14 protein-coding genes are annotated in these 18,716 nt (G+C 60.3%); 9 read left to right on the top strand and 5 right to left on the bottom strand.

Going from position 1 to position 18,716, the window contains the following annotated elements:
- Nucleotides 1–13 precede the first annotated feature (13 nt).
- Nucleotides 14–982, top strand: a complete 969-nt coding sequence (locus L1P08_RS09515) for a TRAP transporter substrate-binding protein (RefSeq protein ID WP_303616789.1) — start codon at nucleotides 14–16, stop codon at nucleotides 980–982.
- Nucleotides 983–1,076: 94 nt separating this feature from the next.
- Here the strand turns inward: L1P08_RS09515 and L1P08_RS09510 are convergent, their stop codons facing one another.
- From L1P08_RS09510 to L1P08_RS09495, 4 genes are all read right to left on the bottom strand, one after another.
- On the bottom strand, nucleotides 1,077–1,751 hold the full coding sequence (locus L1P08_RS09510) for a class I SAM-dependent methyltransferase (RefSeq protein WP_303616788.1): 675 nt from the start codon (nucleotides 1,749–1,751) through the stop codon (nucleotides 1,077–1,079).
- Between the two features lies 1 nt (nucleotide 1,752).
- Complete coding sequence (locus tag L1P08_RS09505; protein WP_303616787.1) at nucleotides 1,753–2,643, bottom strand: NAD(P)/FAD-dependent oxidoreductase; 891 nt, start codon at nucleotides 2,641–2,643, stop codon at nucleotides 1,753–1,755.
- A gap of 3 nt (nucleotides 2,644–2,646) precedes the next feature.
- Nucleotides 2,647–3,090 carry an RrF2 family transcriptional regulator gene (locus L1P08_RS09500; protein WP_303616786.1) on the bottom strand — a complete coding sequence of 148 codons (444 nt, stop codon included), beginning with the start codon at nucleotides 3,088–3,090 and terminating at the stop codon, nucleotides 2,647–2,649.
- Nucleotides 3,091–3,194: 104 nt separating this feature from the next.
- Nucleotides 3,195–4,085, bottom strand: a complete 891-nt coding sequence (locus L1P08_RS09495; protein WP_303616785.1) for a LysR family transcriptional regulator — start codon at nucleotides 4,083–4,085, stop codon at nucleotides 3,195–3,197.
- A 109-nt stretch (nucleotides 4,086–4,194) separates the two neighbouring features.
- On the opposite strand from L1P08_RS09495, the gene L1P08_RS09490 reads away from it, so the two are divergent.
- The 6 genes from L1P08_RS09490 to rirA all read left to right on the top strand — a co-directional run bounded on the left by L1P08_RS09490 (nucleotide 4,195) and on the right by rirA (nucleotide 16,311).
- Entirely contained in the window at nucleotides 4,195–5,697 is a 1,503-nt protein-coding gene (locus L1P08_RS09490; RefSeq protein WP_303616784.1) for a CoA-acylating methylmalonate-semialdehyde dehydrogenase, read from the top strand.
- Nucleotides 5,698–5,947: 250 nt separating this feature from the next.
- Nucleotides 5,948–7,861: an autotransporter assembly complex protein TamA gene (locus L1P08_RS09485; RefSeq protein WP_303616783.1), complete on the top strand. Its 1,914-nt coding sequence runs from the start codon at nucleotides 5,948–5,950 to the stop codon at nucleotides 7,859–7,861.
- Complete coding sequence (locus L1P08_RS09480) at nucleotides 7,858–12,153, top strand: translocation/assembly module TamB domain-containing protein (RefSeq protein WP_303616782.1); 4,296 nt, start codon at nucleotides 7,858–7,860, stop codon at nucleotides 12,151–12,153. Before L1P08_RS09485 ends, L1P08_RS09480 begins: the two co-directional genes overlap by 4 nt.
- Before the next feature lie 251 nt (nucleotides 12,154–12,404).
- Nucleotides 12,405–14,213 carry an ABC-F family ATP-binding cassette domain-containing protein gene (locus L1P08_RS09475; protein WP_303616781.1) on the top strand — a complete coding sequence of 603 codons (1,809 nt, stop codon included), beginning with the start codon at nucleotides 12,405–12,407 and terminating at the stop codon, nucleotides 14,211–14,213.
- Between the two features lie 687 nt (nucleotides 14,214–14,900).
- A complete protein-coding gene (locus L1P08_RS09470; RefSeq protein ID WP_303616780.1) occupies nucleotides 14,901–15,299 on the top strand; it encodes a hypothetical protein in 399 nt (132 codons plus the stop codon).
- A 532-nt stretch (nucleotides 15,300–15,831) separates the two neighbouring features.
- Nucleotides 15,832–16,311 carry an iron-responsive transcriptional regulator RirA gene (gene rirA, locus L1P08_RS09465; protein WP_303616779.1) on the top strand — a complete coding sequence of 160 codons (480 nt, stop codon included), beginning with the start codon at nucleotides 15,832–15,834 and terminating at the stop codon, nucleotides 16,309–16,311.
- A 36-nt stretch (nucleotides 16,312–16,347) separates the two neighbouring features.
- Here the strand turns inward: rirA and L1P08_RS09460 are convergent, their stop codons facing one another.
- Entirely contained in the window at nucleotides 16,348–16,704 is a 357-nt protein-coding gene (locus L1P08_RS09460; protein WP_303616778.1) for a hypothetical protein, read from the bottom strand.
- A 239-nt stretch (nucleotides 16,705–16,943) separates the two neighbouring features.
- Here L1P08_RS09460 and L1P08_RS09455 point away from each other — a divergent pair, with 239 nt between their 5' ends.
- Both L1P08_RS09455 and L1P08_RS09450 read left to right on the top strand, forming a co-directional pair.
- The gene (locus L1P08_RS09455) at nucleotides 16,944–17,882 is read left to right on the top strand and encodes a Gfo/Idh/MocA family protein (RefSeq protein ID WP_303616777.1); all 939 of its coding nucleotides are present in this window, start codon (nucleotides 16,944–16,946) and stop codon (nucleotides 17,880–17,882) included.
- Nucleotides 17,883–18,183: 301 nt separating this feature from the next.
- Nucleotides 18,184–18,699 (top strand): putative pterin-binding protein, encoded by a 516-nt coding sequence (locus L1P08_RS09450; protein ID WP_303616776.1) that lies wholly within the window; start codon nucleotides 18,184–18,186, stop codon nucleotides 18,697–18,699.
- Nucleotides 18,700–18,716 lie beyond the last annotated feature (17 nt).

Genomic DNA, 18,716 nt, shown 5'->3' with positions numbered 1-18,716 from the left:
AGGAAAAAGTATCATGAAATTGATCACAAAACGCCTGCTCGTAACACTCGGCATGCTGGGGCTGTCCACCTCTGCAATGGCCGTCGAACTCACCCTGGGCCACGTGCTCACCGAAGACAGCCATTATCAGGCTGCGGCCACGGCATTCGCCAAGGCGGTTGAAGAGCGCTCCAATGGTGAAATCACCGTCAGCATCTTCCCCGCCGGCCAGCTCGGCGGCGAAGTGCAGATGATCCAGAACGCCCGCTCCGGCGCGCTCGATGTGGTTGTCACCGGCGAACCCCCGCTTGAAAACACAGTGCCCGAACTCACCGTTCTTTCCCTGCCTTACCTGTTCTCGGATGTGGCTGCCGCCAATGCCGCCCTTCAGGGTCCGGCAGGCGACAAGCTGCTCGGCTATATCGATAATCACGATCTGGTCGGCCTCGGTTTCCTCTCGGTCTTCGAGCGCAATGTCTATGGCACAAAGCCCGTGCGCACCCATGAAGACATGAACGGCTTCAAGATCCGCGTCATTCAGGGCCCGGGCTTTGTCGGTGCCTATGAAGCGCTTGGCGCACAGTCCACGCCGATGGCATATTCGGAAGTTTTCCTCGCCCTGCAAAGCGGTGTTGTGGATGGTGCCGAAGCATCCCCGGAACAGCTGATCCAGGACAAGTTTGTTGAAGCCACAGATTTCTACAACCTGACCCGCGTCCACCATATGGGTGCCGCCATCGTCATGTCCGGCCCCTCCTTTGCAAAGCTCACCCCCGAGCAGCAGGAAATGGTGCGTCAGGCCGGCAAGGATGCCGCCGCAGCGTCCATTCCTGTTTACGAAGCCAATTATGTTGAAGGTCTTGAAGCCCTGAAACAGGCCGGTATCGAAATCGTCGAACCCGATCTGGCTGGCTTCAAGGAAAAGGCCAAGGGCTCTTGGGAAACGCTGCTGACAAACATTCCCGATGGTCAGCAGAACCTTGAGGCCCTTCAGGCCGAATAACGCGGCGGACCACCTGCCAGCGTTATGCGCACCGCTCTCCAGCGTCCGGGAGAGCGGTGCTTTTTTATGTCCGGTTCAGGGGCCGGGGTGGGGTTCAACCCCTGTGTCCCACCCAGCCCCGAAACGAGAACGCGGCATAAAACAGTTCCACGTCCGCAAATCCGGCCTCCCGCAAAATCGCTTCATCTGTGGCAGGTGAAAGCGCGGGCAGTTTTTCCGCCATTGCCGACACAGCCCCGTTCGCCTGCGCTTGCGGCACCCCGGAGGCAATGGCAAAAGCTGCATAGCGTTTCAGCCATTTCTCCGTTTCATCGCCATCCCGGCGAAAGCTGTGATGCGCCACGACAAACGGCGCCCCGGGCCGCAACCGCCGATAGACCTCTGCCACCGTTTTGCGGCGTTCCACCTCGGGCAAAAAGTGCAAGGTCAGCAGACAAACCGCCCCGTCAAACGGCCCCTCCGGCGCGTCATCAATATAGCCGTGATGAAACGCCACCCGCTGCGCCAGTGCGCCAAGCTGCGTGCGCGCCAGTTCCAGCATTTCCGCCGATGGGTCCACGCCGGTAAAGCGCCAATCCGCCTGCATGCGGGCAAACAGCTCCAGCTCCATCCCCCCGCCCGCACCCAACACAAGAATGCGCCCATCCGTTGGCGCGCGCTCGGCCAGTAACAGCCCCGCCATTGTCTGCAAATGGTGATAGCCGGGCACTTGCCGCACGGCATTGTCAGCGTAGAGAGAAACCGCCTGTGGATCAGAAAATGACGTCATCTCATGCCTCCGGAAAAACCAGCGAGCGGTGAATTTGCGCGCCCGCCCAGGCCCCGTCACCAATCGCCAATGACAGGGAATGGGGCATACGCGCCGTGTCGCCACAGGCAAAAACGCCGGGCAGGGAGGTCGCCTTGCCCTCATCGGTCTCAATCAAAACCCCCATCGGCGTTTCCATCAGCGCGCAGCCCATCTCTTCGGCCACCGGGCTGGAGGGGCGGCATTGCGATGCGGTAAAAATCCCGGCAAACGGCAATCGCCGTCCATCGGTCAAAACCACATCTGCCACACCATCAAGCCGCAGAATGGGCGTCTCCTCAATTGTCACCCCGCGCCCGGTCAATCTCTGCCGGGTTTCCGGGTCAATTGTCAGCGCCCCATTGGTGAAAAACGTCACCTGGCCCCATTCGGGCAGCAGTTCTGCCTGATGTACCGACATCGGTCCGGTCGCGATTACCGCAATCTCGCCTTCATCCAGTTCATAGCCATGGCAATAGGGGCAAAGAAAAACGGTTTTGCTCCAGCGTGCCATCAGCCCGTCGATCTCGGGAAGTTTGTCAGTCACCCCGTTCGCAAACAGAATGCGCCGCCCGCGATGCACCTGCCCATCCTCCAGCGTCACGCTGAAATCATCTTTCGCGCCCGTTGCCGCAATAGCCCGCCCATCAATCCAGCTCAGGTTCCGATAGGCTTCAAGCTGGGTGCGCGCAGTCTTGGCAATCTCTGCTGGGTCAACGCCATCCTGCCCGATAAGCCCGTAAGCATGGCTGACAAGCCGGTTGCGCCGCTCTGCAGCGTCAATCACCAGAACATTCCTGCGCGCACGCAGAAGCTGGAGGGCAGCTGCCATGCCGGCATAGCTGCCCCCGATAACAATCACATCATGTGTCATGTCTTATTCCTTTTGTGCCCGCCATTTTGCGTGTCGCCGTGCAAAATCGGCGGCGAGGTCGGCAAGAGAAACTGTGGCGAAACGATCAAGCAGCAGCGCCTCGGCCTCGGCAAAAGCATCATCCAGCGCCGCATTCACCGATTGCTCCACAAGGCAACCCGGTGCCTCGTTACGGTTGCCAATGGCAAAAAAGGCCGGCTCGCCGAGCGCATCGTGCAATTGGCGCAGCGTCACCGTCGACAGGTCAGCAGTAATCCGCCACCCCCCGGCATGCCCCCGTTCCGAGGCCACCAGCCCCGCCTCGCGCAACAGCCCCATCGTTCGCCGCACCACAACGGGATTGGTGCCAAGGCACATCCCAAGCGCGTCAGAAGTCATGGGTCCGTCATGCTCGGCCATATGCAGCAGGGCATGCAGAACAGAGGAAAGGCGGCTGTCTCGTTTCATGTAACTATTTATGTTACAAAAGAAGGTGCGTGTCAAGAAGGAGTGTGCGACAAGTCCCGTCGAGGTGGGCAGGGGACGAAATCGTCACGGCAAAAAGCCAGCGCTCACCCCCGCGTAAACGCCCTCTGGTTCTCCCGCACAATCTCCGCCAAAAACCGCGCCACCACCCGCACCCGCTCTACATTGCGCAAGCTTTCATGCATCGCCACCCAATAGGCGCGGGCAATAAAGGTCTGCGGCAATACCCGCACCAGTCCCGGATCACCCAGCGCCAGATAATCGTGCAAGACGCCAATCCCCGCGCCCCCGCGCACTGCCTCGGTCTGGCCAATGGCGCTCGAAATCTCGATGGCAGATTGCCAATGGCGCAAGAATTCGCGGCTGTAGTTGAGCCCCGGCGCATAGATCAGATCATCCACATGCCCCACCAGCCGGTGTCCTGTTCCGAGGTCGTCCAGCGTTTCAGGCGTGCCGAACCGGGCGAGATAATCGGGGGCGGCGTAAAGCCCGAGCGTATAATCGGTCAGCTTGCGCGCCACCAGCCTTCCCGTCTCGGGCCGCCCAACCATCACCGCAATATCCGCCTCACGTTCTGAGAGCGAAAAACTGCGCGGCACCGGCACCAGTTGCAGCGTCAGCCCCTTTTGCTGTTCTGCCAATAGCGCCAGTTTGGGGGCCAGAAATTTCACCCCGAACCCGTCCGGCGCGCCAATCCGCACCACGCCCGAAACCTGCGTACCGGTCTGTTGCAAATCGGCGCGGGCCAGCAGCATTTCAGATTCAACCCGCTCCAGCCGTGTCACCAGCGCCGTCCCGTCGGCGGTCAGGGTGCAGCCATGGGCATGGCGGATCACCAATTGCGTGCCCAGTTCGGCTTCGAGCGCCGCAATGCGCCGGCTCAGCGTCGCCTGGTTCAGCCCCAGCCGCTTGGCCGCGCCCAGCATCTGCCCCTGACGCGAAACCGCCAGCAAAAGCTTGCCATCTTCCCAGTTCATCCCGCGACCTTTATGCAAATTTACAAACCAGAATTGAGTTTTAGCAGATTGCTATGCGTAAATTAAAGGCCGAAAACCGGGGCAACCAATAATCACGGGAGAGCAAGCCATGTCCGAGATCGGTCATTTCATCAATAATGCGCGCGTTGCCGGCACGTCAGGCCGCAGCCAGCCGGTTTACAATCCGGCCACCGGCAAGTCCGAATCCAGCGTCGTGCTCGCCTCGGTCGCCGAAGTCGATGCCGCCGTCGCTGCCGCCAAGGCCGCATGGCCAGCCTGGGCCAAAACCCCGCCGCTCCGCCGCGCCCGCATTCTCGACCGGTTCAAATCCATCCTCTGGGAACGGGGCGATCAACTGGCCGAGGCGATTTCCGCCGAACACGGCAAAACCCATGATGACGCTTTGGGCGAAGTCACCCGCGGCCTTGAAGTGGTCGAATTCGCCGTCGGCGCACCGCATCTCCTCAAGGGCGAAATCACCGAAAATGTCGGCACCAATGTCGATAGCCATTCCCTTCGCCAGCCTTTGGGCGTCGTCGCCGGCATAACCCCGTTCAACTTCCCCGCAATGGTGCCCATGTGGATGTTCCCGGTGGCGCTCGCCTGCGGCAATTGCTTTATCCTCAAACCCTCCGAGCGCGATCCGTCCGCCTCCCTGTTGATGGCCGAATGGCTGGCCGAAGCGGGCCTGCCCGAAGGCGTCTTCGGCGTGGTTCAGGGCGACAAGCAGGCGGTTGATGCCTTGCTTGAACATCCCGATGTGGCCGCCATCTCCTTTGTCGGCTCCACCCCGATTGCCCGCTATATCCACCAGACCGGCACCGCCAATGGCAAGCGCGTCCAGGCTCTGGGCGGCGCCAAAAACCACATGGTCATCATGCCCGATGCCGATATCGACATGGCCGTCGGTGCCTTGATGGGTGCAGCTTTCGGCTCGGCTGGTGAACGCTGCATGGCCATTTCCGTCGCCGTCCCGGTCACCGACAAGGTGGCCGATGCGCTGATCGAAAAGCTGATCCCCAAAATCAACGCCCTCAAGATCGGCCCCGCTGCCGACAAGGCCACCGATATGGGCCCGCTCGTCACCGCCCAGCATCTGGAAAAGGTCAAGGGTTATATCGATGCCGGTGAGGCGGAAGGCGCAAAAGTCGTCGTCGATGGCCGCACCTTTAAAACGGACAAGCAGGGCTATGAGGGCGGCTATTATATCGGCGGCACCCTGCTCGATAATGTCACCACCGACATGTCCGTCTGGAAAGACGAAATCTTCGGCCCGGTCCTCTCGGTCGTGCGCGCCAAAACCTATGATGAGGCGGTCGATGTGATCGGCCAGCACGAATACGCCAATGGCGTTGCCGTCTTCACCCGCGATGGCGATGTGGCCCGTGCCTTCTCGCACGATATCGAAGTGGGCATGGTCGGCGTCAATGTGCCGATCCCCGTGCCCATGGCCTTCCATTCCTTCGGCGGCTGGAAAGCCTCGCTGTTTGGCGATCATCACATGCATGGGGCCGAGGGCGTGCGTTTCTATACCCGCCTCAAAGCCATCACCACCCGCTGGCCCACGGGCATGCGCAATGATCCCGAATTCGTCATGCCAACAATGGGATAAGCCCCTTCGCCCGGCGGCTCTTTCCGGCTGCCGGGCCCCATCAGCCACACAAAAGCGCGTCGTGCCGTAAAGCATGATGCGCTTTTTTGCATTCGGCGTGCTTTGCCGAATGGAAATTTGGCCGCATTTGTCCTAAGTATTAGCGATAAGTATCCGCAGCGGCCTGAAAGATCTCAGGTGCAATGGGCCTGGGATTGGGCAAACCGCCGCTGTTTGATTGTCGTGCGTACCCCCGTCAGGGGTTGGAAGGTTGGGTCAGTTGAGATATCGCGGTTGGCGATCATCCCTGTTCGTGTTGAGCGCTTTGACGGCCGCAACCCTGTTGCCGCTGCCCGCCATGGCGTTCACCTTTTTGGGCATCACCCTGTTCGAGGATCAGAACGCGCTCGATGCCGACGCGGTCATTGCCGATCCGCAACCCTATACCGTCGATTTCGAAGTCACCGGCGGTGATGAGACCGTTGAAAATAACGCCCGCAATGCCTCTGCCCTTTGGGATGGCCGCGACCGCGTCGCCTCCGGGGCCGCCGGGCTTTTAGCCAGCGCCCGCACCGATTACCGCCGCATCGTCGCCGCGCTTTATGCCGAGGGCTATTATGGCGGCACCGTCTCCATCAATGTCGATGGCACCGAAGCAACCGATCTGCCCCCCGATGCCGATCTTGCCGATCCCGCCATCGTGCGCGTCAGCGTCAATACAGGTCCCCAGTTCACCTTCGGCGCCATCACCATCGACAATCAGGCCAATGTCGACGCGAACGCCTTTGCCGATGCCGGGTTCGCCACCGGTGCCATTGCCCGCTCCGGTGCCGTGCGCCGCGCTGCCCGCATCTCAACCGACGCCTGGCGTCGTGAAGGTTATGCCAAGGCGAAAATCGCCAATCAGGATATTGTCGCCGATCACAAAACCAATCGCGTCAATGTCACCCTGACCATTGCGCCGGGTGCCCGTGCCACAATCGGCGCTGTCACTGTCGAGGGCACGCGCGACATGAAGCCCGATTTCGTCGCCCGTCAGACCGGCCTCGTCACCGGCGCACAATACAATCCTGCGGACATCACCCGCGCCCGCGAGCGGCTGACTGATCTTGGCGTCTTCACCGCCGTCAAGATTGTCGAGGATCCGGCAATCGCTGCCGATGGCAGCCTGCCCCTGACCGTCATCGTGCAGGAACGTGCCGCCCGCCGCATTGGCGCAGGTGCCACTTTCTCCACCACCGATGGTCTGGGTCTGGAAACCTTCTGGCTGCACCGCAACCTGTTCGGCGAGGGCGAAAACCTGCGGCTGGATGCGAAACTGGCCGGCATTGCCTTCCCCATCGATAGCGCCGATTTCGATTATTATTTCGGCGGCACGTTCACCAAGCCGGGCCTGTTCACACCCGATACCAGTCTTGTCGCCTCATTGGTGGCCCAGCGCGCCGTGCTTACCCGCTACACGGAAACCTCCATCGAGGGACGCCTTGGTCTCTCCCATGAATTCTCGTCCCAGCTTTCCGTTGAGGGCGGGGTTGCCGCCAAGCGCGCCAACTTCTTTGACGATGCCTATGGCACCCGCGATTTCACAACGCTCGGGGTCTATGGCGGGGCCACGTTTGACAGCCGCAACAGCAGCACAGATGCCACCGAAGGGCTTTACGCCAATCTGACCGTCGAACCATTTTACGAACTCGATTATGGCAATGCCGCCGCCTTGATGACGGCTGAAGCACGCACCTATTTCGGCTTTGGCGAGAATGACCGCTTCGTGCTCGCGGGCCGGTTAAAGGTCGGTGCCTTGCTCGGTCCGGATATCTCCCAAACCCCGCCCGACAAATTGTTCTTTGCCGGCGGCGGCGGTTCGGTGCGCGGCTTCTCTTATCGCTCTATCGGTGTCGATGGTCCCGGCGGCAGTGTCACCGGCGGCAAATTCCTCACCGAGGCCTCCATTGAGGCGCGGGCCAAAATCACCGAAAATATCGGCGTCGTTGGTTTCGTGGATGCAGGCTATGTCACCGCCGACAGTTTCACCGGGCTTGCCGAAGGCACCCGCATCGGTGTTGGCGCGGGCTTGCGCTATTATACCGGCTTCGGTCCCTTGCGCCTCGATGTCGCCGTGCCCATCAACAAGCGGGCAGGGGACCCAGATTACGCCCTTTACGTTGGCATAGGACAGGCATTTTGAGACGGCTTGCCGCACTTTTAGCCCTCGTCGTCACCCTCGGCATCGCCGTGCCGCTGATCGCCCAGGAAGACGACCAGGCCCAGAAATCGGGCTTCCTCCGCTTTGTCGAGGATCGCCTGTCGACGCCTGAGCGCCGCATCTCGCTCAACGGGCTGGAAGGCGCGCTTTCCTCCGATGTGGCGATTGCCGAAATCACCTTTGCCGATGATGAGGGTGTCTGGCTGCGTATTGAAAATGCCAAGCTGAACTGGAACCAGACAGCCCTCATTACCGGGCGTTTGCAAATCAACAGCCTCACCGCCGATTCAATCGATTATATCCGCCCCTCCATCCCGCCCGAAGGCGTCACCCCGCCCGCGCCCGAAGCGGGTGGTTTCGAAGTGCCCGAATTGCCGGTCGCCGTCACGCTTGAACAGCTTTCCGTCCCAAGCGTCACCTTTGGCGAAGAGGTGTTTGGCCTTGGTTCCGAAGTCGCCATCGAGGGCCGGCTTGTGCTCGAAGGCGGCTCGCTTGATACCAATCTCGATATCACCCGCAAGGATGGTCCCGGCGGGCGTCTGGTCGCAGCGGTCAAGTATCAGAATTCAGACCGCAATATCGATCTCGATATCGCTTTGACCGAGAACAGGGATGGCGTCGTCGCCAACCTGCTCAATATCACCGGGCGTCCCGCAATTGTGCTCAACATAAAGGGTTCCGGCCCGGTCGATTCTCTTGCCGCCAGCCTGACCCTCGATGCCGATGGCACCCGCGCGCTCACCGGGCGCACGCAGCTGTCGCGGGTCGGTGATGGTCTCGCCATCAATGCTGATATGCGCGGCCCGATCGCCAATCTGATCCCGCCGGTCTATCGCGCCTTTTTCGGTGAAGAAACCCAGCTCACCGCCAATGCCCTGTTGCGCGACAGTGGCGGTCTCGCGCTCAATGATCTGCAACTGGCTGGCGGGCAATTGTCGCTCTCGGCCAGTGCCGATACCGCCAGCGACGGGTTTCTGACCCGGCTCGATCTCGATGCCCGCATTGCAGATAGCGCCGGTGCACCGGTCCTCCTGCCTGTTTCCGGGCAAACCACCAATATCGACAGCGCCCGTCTCACCATCGATTATGGCAAGAGTGATGCCTGGGTCGGTGCCCTCACAATTGATGGTCTCGATAATGGCAGTCTTGGTGCCGAAGACATCAGGCTCGATCTGCAGGGCGCTGCGCTCAATCTAAACGACCCGGCAACCCGCCGTGTCACCTTTAATGCCGATGGTGCCGCCACCGGCATCACCGCAAGGGATCCGCAAATTGCCGATGCGCTCGGCACCGAAATCGGCCTTGGTCTTGCAGGTCTCTGGAGTGCCAATGCACCGCTGCAAATCGCCGAGGCGCGTGTCGCAGGCAAGGCGCTTGATGTGGCGCTGGATGGCAATATCGCCGATTTCATCTTCAATGGCGCGGTCTCGGTTGAAACCCCAAGCCTTGCGCCTTTCTCCGGTCTGGCTGGCCGCCAATTGTCCGGCGCGGCCAATCTGGTCATCGATGGCACGCTGGAACTGCTCACCGGCGCATTCGATCTTGGTCTTTCCGGCACAGCCAACAGCCTCGGCTTTGGCATTGCCGCCGCCGACAATATTCTGGCCGGCGAAACCCGGCTTTCAGGCCGCATTGGCCGTTCAGAAAATGGCCTGAGCGCCCGCGCCTTTCAAATCGTCAACGAGCGCGCCCGCATCACCGCCAATGGCACCTATGCCAGCACAGCGGCCGATTTCGCCTTCACCCTCGATCTTGATGATCTCGCCCGTCTCTCGGACAATGCCTCAGGGCCTTTAAGTGTCATTGGCACAGCCAAGGGCGCAGATGGTCCCATCGCCTTAAAGCTCACGGCCAATGTGCCCAATGGCAAACTCGCCGGGCGCACGCTCACCGAAGGCCGTCTTGGCTTCGATGGCAGTGCGGGCGATGCCGGGCTCAAGGGGCAGCTCACCGGCAATGCCTTTCTTGATGGCTATCGTGCCAGCCTTCAGTCTGCGATTGCCGTGGCCGATGGCGTCAACAGGCTGACCGGGCTCAACTTCGATATTGTCGGCACCAGTCTCACCGGCGATCTGGTCCAGTCCGCCGATGGCCTTTTGACCGGCCAGCTTGATCTGGCCTCAACCGACCTGTCCATGGCCGCCGCCCTTTTGCTGACCGAGGCCACTGGTGCTGCCAATGCCAGCATTGCCCTGTCGCCGGATGGTGGCCAGCAACAGGCACGCGTCACCGCCAATCTGAGTGCTGTTAAAGCCGCGGGCACCGCCATTGGTACCGCAAATGTCAATGCCGTCATCGCCGATCTGTTTGGCGTCCCGGCCGTCAATGGCACGCTCAATGGCGCGGATATTTCCGCTGGCGGCATCGACATCAAAACACTCGCCGCAGAAGCCGCCCATGCCACCAACACAACCGGCTTCTCGGTTGACGCCGCCCTTGAGAATGGCACCGATGCGTCCCTCTCGGGCAGCCTGACACCGGTCGGGGAGGGCTATCGTATCGCCCTCGACAAGATCGCACTCGACCAGGGCTCCCTGTCCGCCCGTCTGATCGCGCCAACCGCCCTGACCATCATCAACGAAACAGTCACTCTTGATGATGTGCAGCTTGATGTCGGTGGGGGCCGCGTCACCGCCTCGGGCACGGCGGGCACAAGGCTTGATCTGGGCGTTGCCATCACCGCCCTGCCGCTTTCCATTGCCAATACCATCCGCGCCGATCTCGGTCTGGGTGGCACGCTCGATGGCACGGTTAGGGTGTCCGGCACTTCTGACGACCCGCAGATCACCTTCGATATCGATGCCAAAAATATCGTCGCGCAAATGATTGCGCCCTATGGCATCACCCCGCTCACGGCCAGCGCCAGTGGCAGCTTCGCTGAGCAAACGCTCACCCTCGCAGCGCTTCAGGTCAACAGCCCCTCAGGTCTTGCCGCCAGCGCCAATGGCACCATGCCGTTGATCGGCTCCAGCGGCAATCTCGCCGTTACCGGCACAGTGCCCCTGACCCTTGCCAACCGTATCGTGGGTGAGCGCGGCACCCAGATATCGGGCACCGCCAACATCAATGCCCGGGTCACCGGCAGTCTCGCCAAGCCTCTGTTCAATGGTGCGGTCACCACCGCCAATAGCGAAATTATCGACCCGCAAACCAATCTGCGCCTGCAATCAATCACAACCAGTCTCAGCCTCAATGGCGATCGATTGGTGATTGATCAGTTCACGGGCAATCTGGCCACCGGCGGTTCTGTCAGCGCCAGCGGCACAGTCGGGCTTGATGCGGCGGCCAATTTCCCGGCCGATATCCGCGTCCGCCTCAATGCCGCCCGCTATGCCGATGGCAATATGTTTGTCGCCACCGCCTCTGGCGATCTGGCGGTCACCGGCGCGCTGCTGCGCGACCCGCTTTTGTCCGGCGATATCAATCTGGAACGCGCCGAAATCTCCATCCCCGATTTCAGCCCGGCCAATAGCCCGCTGATCGCGGTTGATCACGTCAACGCGCCCATTCCCGTCACCCGCACCCTGGCGCGCACCCGCGGCAACGAGGCGTCCTCAACCAGCAACCAGCGCCCAAGCGTGCTGCAATTTGATATCAATGTCACAGCCCCTGGCCGCATTTTCGTGCGCGGGCGTGGTGTCGATGCCGAACTGGGTGGCGCGCTCCGTCTGACCGGCTCCGCCACCAATATCCAGCCCGTTGGCGGCTTTGAACTGATCCGTGGCCGCCTGACAATTCTCGGCCAGCGCATCACCTTCACCTCAGGTTCGGTCACCCTTGTTGGCGACCTCAACCCCTATATCGACCTCACAGCATCGTCAGCGGCGGACGACACCACCGTTTTCGTCACCGTCACCGGTCCTGTCTCCGATCTCGATATCGAGTTTTCGTCCGACCCCGAATTGCCGCAGGATGAAGTGCTGTCGCTCCTCATCTTCAAGCGCGCTTTGGGCGATCTGTCGCCATTGCAATTGGCCAAGCTTGCCGCTGCCGCTGCAGAACTCGCCGGAGGAGGCAATAATTCCCTCACAGACGATCTGCGCGAGGCAACCGGCCTTGATGATCTTGATATCGTCACCGATTCAGAGGGCAATGCCGCGGTCAAGGCCGGGCGCTATCTGCAGGACAATATCTATGTCAGCGTGCAGGCCGGGGCCGAGGGCAAGAGCAAGGTCTCCCTCGACCTCGATCTCACCGACACGCTCAAAGCCCGCGGCTCCGCCACCAGCGATGGCGAAACCAGCGTTGGCATTTTCTACGAGCAGGATTATTAAAGCCACTCAACCTTCGCCTGCCACACCCACCACGTCATTCCCGTGAAAACGGGAATCCAGTGCACCGCCTCGGCGGTGCGAAGAAGCCTTTTTGTGGCCCCCAAACCCTCATGGTGAGCCTGTCGAACCACGAGGGTTTCGGAACCAAATTCCGCGCCATGCAGCATCCCTGACTTCTACCCGGCCTTGCATGTGCCGCGTTTTCCTGACATGCCTGCCGCCCGACACACCTCATGACATAAAGACGAACCATGGCCGCTCCCCTTCTGGCGCTTCAAAACATCAATCTGACCTTTGGCGGCGACCCTTTGCTTGAGGGAACGGACCTGTCCGTGGCCATGGGCGAAAAGATTGCGCTGGTCGGCCGTAACGGCTCCGGCAAGTCCACCCTGCTGAAAATCGCCGCCGGCGAAGTCGAGGCCGATAGCGGCGAACGCTTCATCCAGCCCGGCGCCACCATCCGCTACCTGCCCCAGGAGCCGGACCTTTCCGGCTTTGCCACCACCCTTGATTATGTCGAGGCGGGCCTCACGGGCGGCGACAATGCCTATCGCGCCCAATACCTGCTCGATCATCTCGGCCTCAATGGCACCGAGGACCCAAGTCAGCTCTCCGGCGGTGAAGCCCGCCGCGCCGCTTTGGCGCGCGTCCTTGCCCCCGAGCCCGATATTCTTCTGCTCGACGAGCCGACCAACCATCTCGATCTGCCCGCCATTGAATGGCTGCAATCAGAACTGGCGTCCTTGCGCTCCGCTCTGGTCATCATCAGCCATGACCGCCGCTTCCTCTCCGATCTCACCCGCCAAACCCTCTGGCTCGATCGCGGCCGCTCGCGCCGTCTCAATCAGGGTTTTGCCGGGTTCGAGGCCTGGCGCGACAAGGCGCTGGAAGAAGAAGAGCAGGAACGCCACAAGCTCGACCGCCAGATCGTGCGCGAGGAACATTGGGTGCGCTATGGCGTCACCGCCCGCCGCAAGCGCAATGTCCGCCGCATGTCCGAATTGGCGGGCCTGCGCGAACAGCGCGTCAACCAGCGCGCCCAAACCGGCAATGTGCAACTGGCCGTGGCCGAAGGCAAAACCTCCGGCGCGATCATTGTCGATGCCGAGAATATTTCCAAAAGCTATGATGGCCGCCCCATCGTCACCGATCTCACCCTGCGCATCATGCGCGGCGACCGGCTTGGCATTGTCGGCCCCAATGGTGCCGGCAAGACCACGCTAATCAAGCTGCTGACCGGCACCTTGCAGCCCGATAGCGGCACCATCAAGCTGGGCACCAATCTCGAGGTCGCAACGCTGGATCAGCAGCGCTCAAGCCTCAAGCCGCAAACCACTCTCAAGGACGCCCTCACCGGGGGCGGTGCCGATACCATTCTTATCAATGGCCAGTCGCGCCACGTCATCTCCTATATGAGGGATTTCCTGTTCGCGCCCGAACAGGCCGGCACAGCGGTCAGCAAGCTCTCCGGCGGCGAACGCGCCCGTGTCACCCTGGCGCGCGCTCTGGCTTTGCCCTCCAATGTTCTCGTCCTCGACGAGCCGACCAATGATCTCGATCTGGAAACCCTCGATCTGTTGCAGGAAATGATCGCCGATTACCCCGGCACCGTCATCGTGGTCAGCCATGACCGTGATTTCCTTGATCGGGTCGCCACCTCCATCCTCGCCTTTGAAGGCGATGGGCATTGGGGCGAATATGCCGGCGGCTATGCCGATATGCTGGCCCAGCGCGGCGCCGATGTCGCCGCCCGCGCCGCGGCCTCCGAAGCGCGCAAACCCAAAGCGGGCCTCGCCCCCACCGCGCCCCCGCCACCGAAGAAGAAAAAGCTCTCCTTCAACCAGCAGCACGCGCTCAAAACCCTGCCGGGCCGCATCAAGGATCTGACCGCCAGCATTGCCGCCACATCGGAAAAACTGGCAGCGCCCGACTTTTATGCCAAAGACCCCGAAGGTTTCGCAAAACTCACCAAACAGCTCGACAAGCTGCAAACCGAACTGTCGGCCTGCGAGGACGAATGGCTGGAGCTGGAGCTGCTGCGCGAGGAAACCGGCGCCTGATGCTGCATCCGCGTTAACCATTTGCCGCCATCCATCCGTCACGCGGCGGGGCGATCACGCTTTCGTGCAATGGGCATCGCGGGCCTGGATTTTGTGCCGGATAGCGCCACCTGGCCACAAGCCCCGCTGCCGGCGATGGAAATGCGGCTTGCTCCAAACCGCACAGAAACCCGTCCGCCCCCGGCAGGCGGGCCGGTTCACACCGTCTCAGGTTTTACAAGAAACCCATCGGTTTGTGATTTAAGCTATTGAATTATAATGATTATTAAAAATGAGCGCGGCCGCGTTTCCGCGCCCTGTCAGCGCCGACACGCCGTCTTGTCCCCACAATATCACCACCGGCGCACACAGCAGTTGCACCCGGTCATTGATTGGGCTACACCGGTCACAACATCCCCCCACATTCCGTAGCTTCACGTATTTTACCTTGTTTGGTAAGCACTTACGTTAACTAAAAATTAGTCCTTTGCTTCCAGCCGCCACATTTTTCAGGCAGTAGAACGGGACAGTCTTTTATCCACAGCACGGATGGAAGATTGAGTTGATTAGTAAACGCCGTTCGAGCGGTGCTGCGCCCCTCTTCAGTGAGACAATCCCAACCACGGGAGAAGGGCATGCCGGCCACAAGCCGGTCTGGGTGGATTTGCCGCCCCGGGCTGCTCGCACAGTATACCCATGGAGGAATGCATGGATCTCGATAGTGCTATCCGCAAGCTGCGTGAAGACAGTGAGCGTGAAAATGCGACCGCCGCTCACGCCGCGCCTCGCGCCGAAGCAGAAGACCCGAGCAAGCTTGCAATCCGGTCAATCACCGAAGTTGCAGGTCAGCCCGCCAGCGCGACCAAGCGTCCCGAAACGCAAGGCCACGACGAACTTGAGCACCAGATGAGCCGTCACCGTGCGGACATCGAATCGATCGAGGCCCAGTTGGCCAAGCTCGATGAGGCGATCAATGTCGAGCAGGCAAAGCTGCGGGACACCCGTCTTTCGCTTGACCAGAAATATCACGCCCGTGCCCGTTTGATGCATGTGCGCGAAGCCATGGTCCAGTTCGTTCAGGTGCTTGAAGCCCAGGACGCTGACTAAAAACGCAACCGGTGCAAGTGGATCCCACTTGCCCTGTCTGGAAACAGGCACCGGTCGGGTCCCTGTCCCGCAATTCTCGTTGCGCGCAAGGGCACGACAGACGGCAAGACCGGCACCGCTCTGGCGCCGGAATGCCCTGTCCCCGGGGCGCATTCTGTCAGATACCCAAGCGTATAACCCCCAGGCCCGTGCGGCCTGAGCACGGCTATGCTTGTCAATCAGTGGCTATTGGCGGTCTCTCAAGACCGCCACAGCACCCCCAACGAATCACTTCAGGCGACGGGTGTTTTGCGCCTGCGCCGGGTTTTCCGGCCTCAGGCACTCTCCCGGCAGGGGGGAAAGTAACCCCGGTTTAACTGCTAAATTTTATCATTCTAATCTTCTAACTACTTGTTTTAAAAATATAAAAACATTCACCTTTCGTCAGCCGGTCAAAATGTGGCAGTTCCGGACTTGAGGCATTCATTCGTTTTAGCTAAAGCTCTCCAGAAATACGCTTAAATATTCGTGCGGGCTCGGAGATTTTGCTTTTATGCGGCTAACTAAACAGTCGAATTACGCCGTGCGCACCCTAATGTATTGTGCAGTAAATCAGCCAAATCTCAGTCGTGTCAGTGACATTGCCAAGGCTTATTCAATATCCGAGCTGTTCTTGTTCAAGCTCATCAAGCCGCTGGTCGAAGGGGGCATGATCAAGACATTGCGCGGGCGTAATGGCGGCATCAAGCTTGCCCGCCCGGCACACGAAATCAGCCTGGTTGAAGCAATAAAGCTCACTGAAGACAGTTTCGCGCTCGCCGAATGTTTTGAAGGGGCAGAAACGCTTTGCCCGCTGGTCGCCAATTGCGATTTCAACCGCGCGCTCAATGCCGCGCTCGAGGCGTTCTTTGATGCACTGGGCAATTACACCATTGCCGATCTGACCAAAAACCAGATGTTCATGCGCGAGCGCCTTGGCATTGGTGCTGTTGATCGCGGCAGCCCCGCAGCCCCCACCGCCATCCGGCATTGATGTCGAGCCGGCCTGCCGGTCAGAGCTTTTACAATATCAGGCATAGCTCTTTATCGTTGCAATGCAATCCGCCTTGGCGCTGGTAAATTCAAAAACGTGGCTGAAACGGCGCTTTTGCCCGGACACAAGAATGGTCTCGCCACAGGCAGCGCCCACTTTGCCATGCGATATGGCATGCTCGATAACGATCTCTGCTGGCGCAGGTTTTTTGGCGAGCAGGTTTGAAACCGCGTCCCTCCCGCTAATAGGGTTCTCAGCAATGCGCTGCCAGATCACATCCGCGCTCCAGAGCGTCGCTGGCCCGGCCCCTGTTTCAAGGGCAATCGCTGCATCCTCAACAAATTGATTTTTCGGCGAATTGCCACAATCGCGGCTGCCTTGAATACGGGTCATCTCGCGTGCCTTGGTTAAAAAACCTGTGCCCGATATGCCATTCGGATAACCGCAACCCGGCAGAAGCGCGCCCGCCGGTCGCCCATTTAAATCAGGCCCACGGCATACCCCATTCAGACATATTTTGAATATCGGGGAGACCTGGAACTGAGAAGGCGGCACACCAGCACACGCCCCGGGGCTTGCAGCCTGCCAAACAATCTGTTTCATGTCACCAGCATTCGCCTTGGGAGGGACAAATGGCAAGACACACCATCGCCGTGGTTGGCATTGGCAAGATTTCACAAGATCAGCATTTGCCGGTCATCGCAAAAAACCCGGCCTTCGATTTGGTCGCGGTTGTCAGCCAGCGTGGTGTTCCCGTCGGTGATGTGCCCACTTTCCGCACCCAGGCCGAGCTGTTTGAAGCCTTCCCCGATCTCGACGCGGTGGCCAATTGCGTGCCGCCAGCCGTGCGCCCGGCGCTCGTGCACGAGGCGCTCGCAGCGGGCAAACATGTGCTGATCGAAAAGCCGCCCGCAGCCACCATTTCCGAATTTGACGATATGGTTGCCCAGGCTGACAGGGCCGGGCGTGTCCTGTTCGCCACCTGGCACTCACAATTCAACGCCGCCGTCACCCGCACCCGCGATATTCTTGGCCGCGAAGGGGTGAAATCCATTCGCATAGACTGGCGCGAAAGCGTGCGCAAATGGCATCCGGGGCAGGATTGGGTCTGGGCGCCCGGCGGGTTCGGTGTGTGTGATCCGGGCATCAACGCCCTGTCCATCCTGACCGCGATAACGCCCATGCCGGTTTTCGTCGGCAAGGCCGTGCTGCGGGTGCCCGCCAACCGGCAGACCCCGATCGATGTCGAAATTACCTTCAAGACCAATGATCCCGACGGGCCGACCATCAGCGCCGGGTTCAACTGGCTGGAGGAAAGCGGCGAAATATGGTCGCTCGCCATCGAAACGGCAACAGGCCGCAAACTCCAGCTTGAGGCAGGGGGCACGCGCCTGATCGAAGACGGCAAGGTAACGGTTGAAGAACCCTCAATGGAATATGAGGCCATCTATGAGCGGTTTGATGCGCTGTTGCAGTCCGGGCAGTCAGATACCCATGGCACACCGCTACGCCTGATGGCCGATGCATTCCTTGTGGGTGAGCGGATCAGCGTCGAGCCGTTCGACTGGTAGCCTGCTCAGCGCGACCACCAGGCGCTGACCCCCAGAACAGCCATAAACACAAAGAAAACGACAGCGATTGTAGCAACGGTGGGAATGGATTCTGCGGGCATCCTCGGTCTCCTTCAGCATGGTTTTGCGCAATTTGCCTGAGCGATGCCGTCCCGGCTTTGATCGGGATCAAATAGGTGCGTCCTATTTTTGGACCATAAAACTCCAGAAATAGAGGGTTTGTTAACTCTACATTCACCGGATCATCCGATTCTGGCCACAAGTGCGGGGACGCGTCCGCTCGAGTAAAACAAGTGGCAATATGGCTTATCTGCGCGCAACTGCCCGCCTTATCAGCGTCCTGATCTTGTTCACGATGCCCGCCATCGCAATGGCGGCCGAATTGCCTCTGGTCCGGTTTGACGCGCCCGAGGGCAAGGCGTTTGAGGTGTTGATCGAGGGCCAGGTGCAATCGGTCAGCCTTGCCGAGATTGAAGGGCTTGGGGTTTACCGCACCAAAACCACCTCGCCCTGGGAAGCGGGAGAGTTCATTTTCGAGGGGCCGCTGCTGGCCGATGTGGTCGCCTATATCGGTCTTGGTGATGCGGCCGCGATCCGGGTCCGGGCCATTGATGGCTTTACCGTTGAAATCCCGCGCGAGGACTGGCTGTCCGGCCCGGCCATGCTCGCCACCCGCCGCGATGGTGCCTTGCTCACCCGCCGCGATCAGGGGCCGGTCCGTATGGTTTATCCCCGGCTTGCCCATCCCGCTTTTGCCGATCCTGTCTATCAATCGCGCTGGATCTGGCTCATCGCTTCGATCGAAGCTGTGAACTAGGGCGGAAGAGGGCCAGA

The organism is Mariluticola halotolerans, from assembly GCF_021611515.1.
GTDB classification, from domain to species: domain Bacteria; phylum Pseudomonadota; class Alphaproteobacteria; order Rhizobiales; family Devosiaceae; genus Mariluticola; species Mariluticola halotolerans.
The sequence above is the reverse complement of the archived record's forward strand: the minus strand, read 5'-3'. Positions and strand labels throughout refer to the sequence as shown.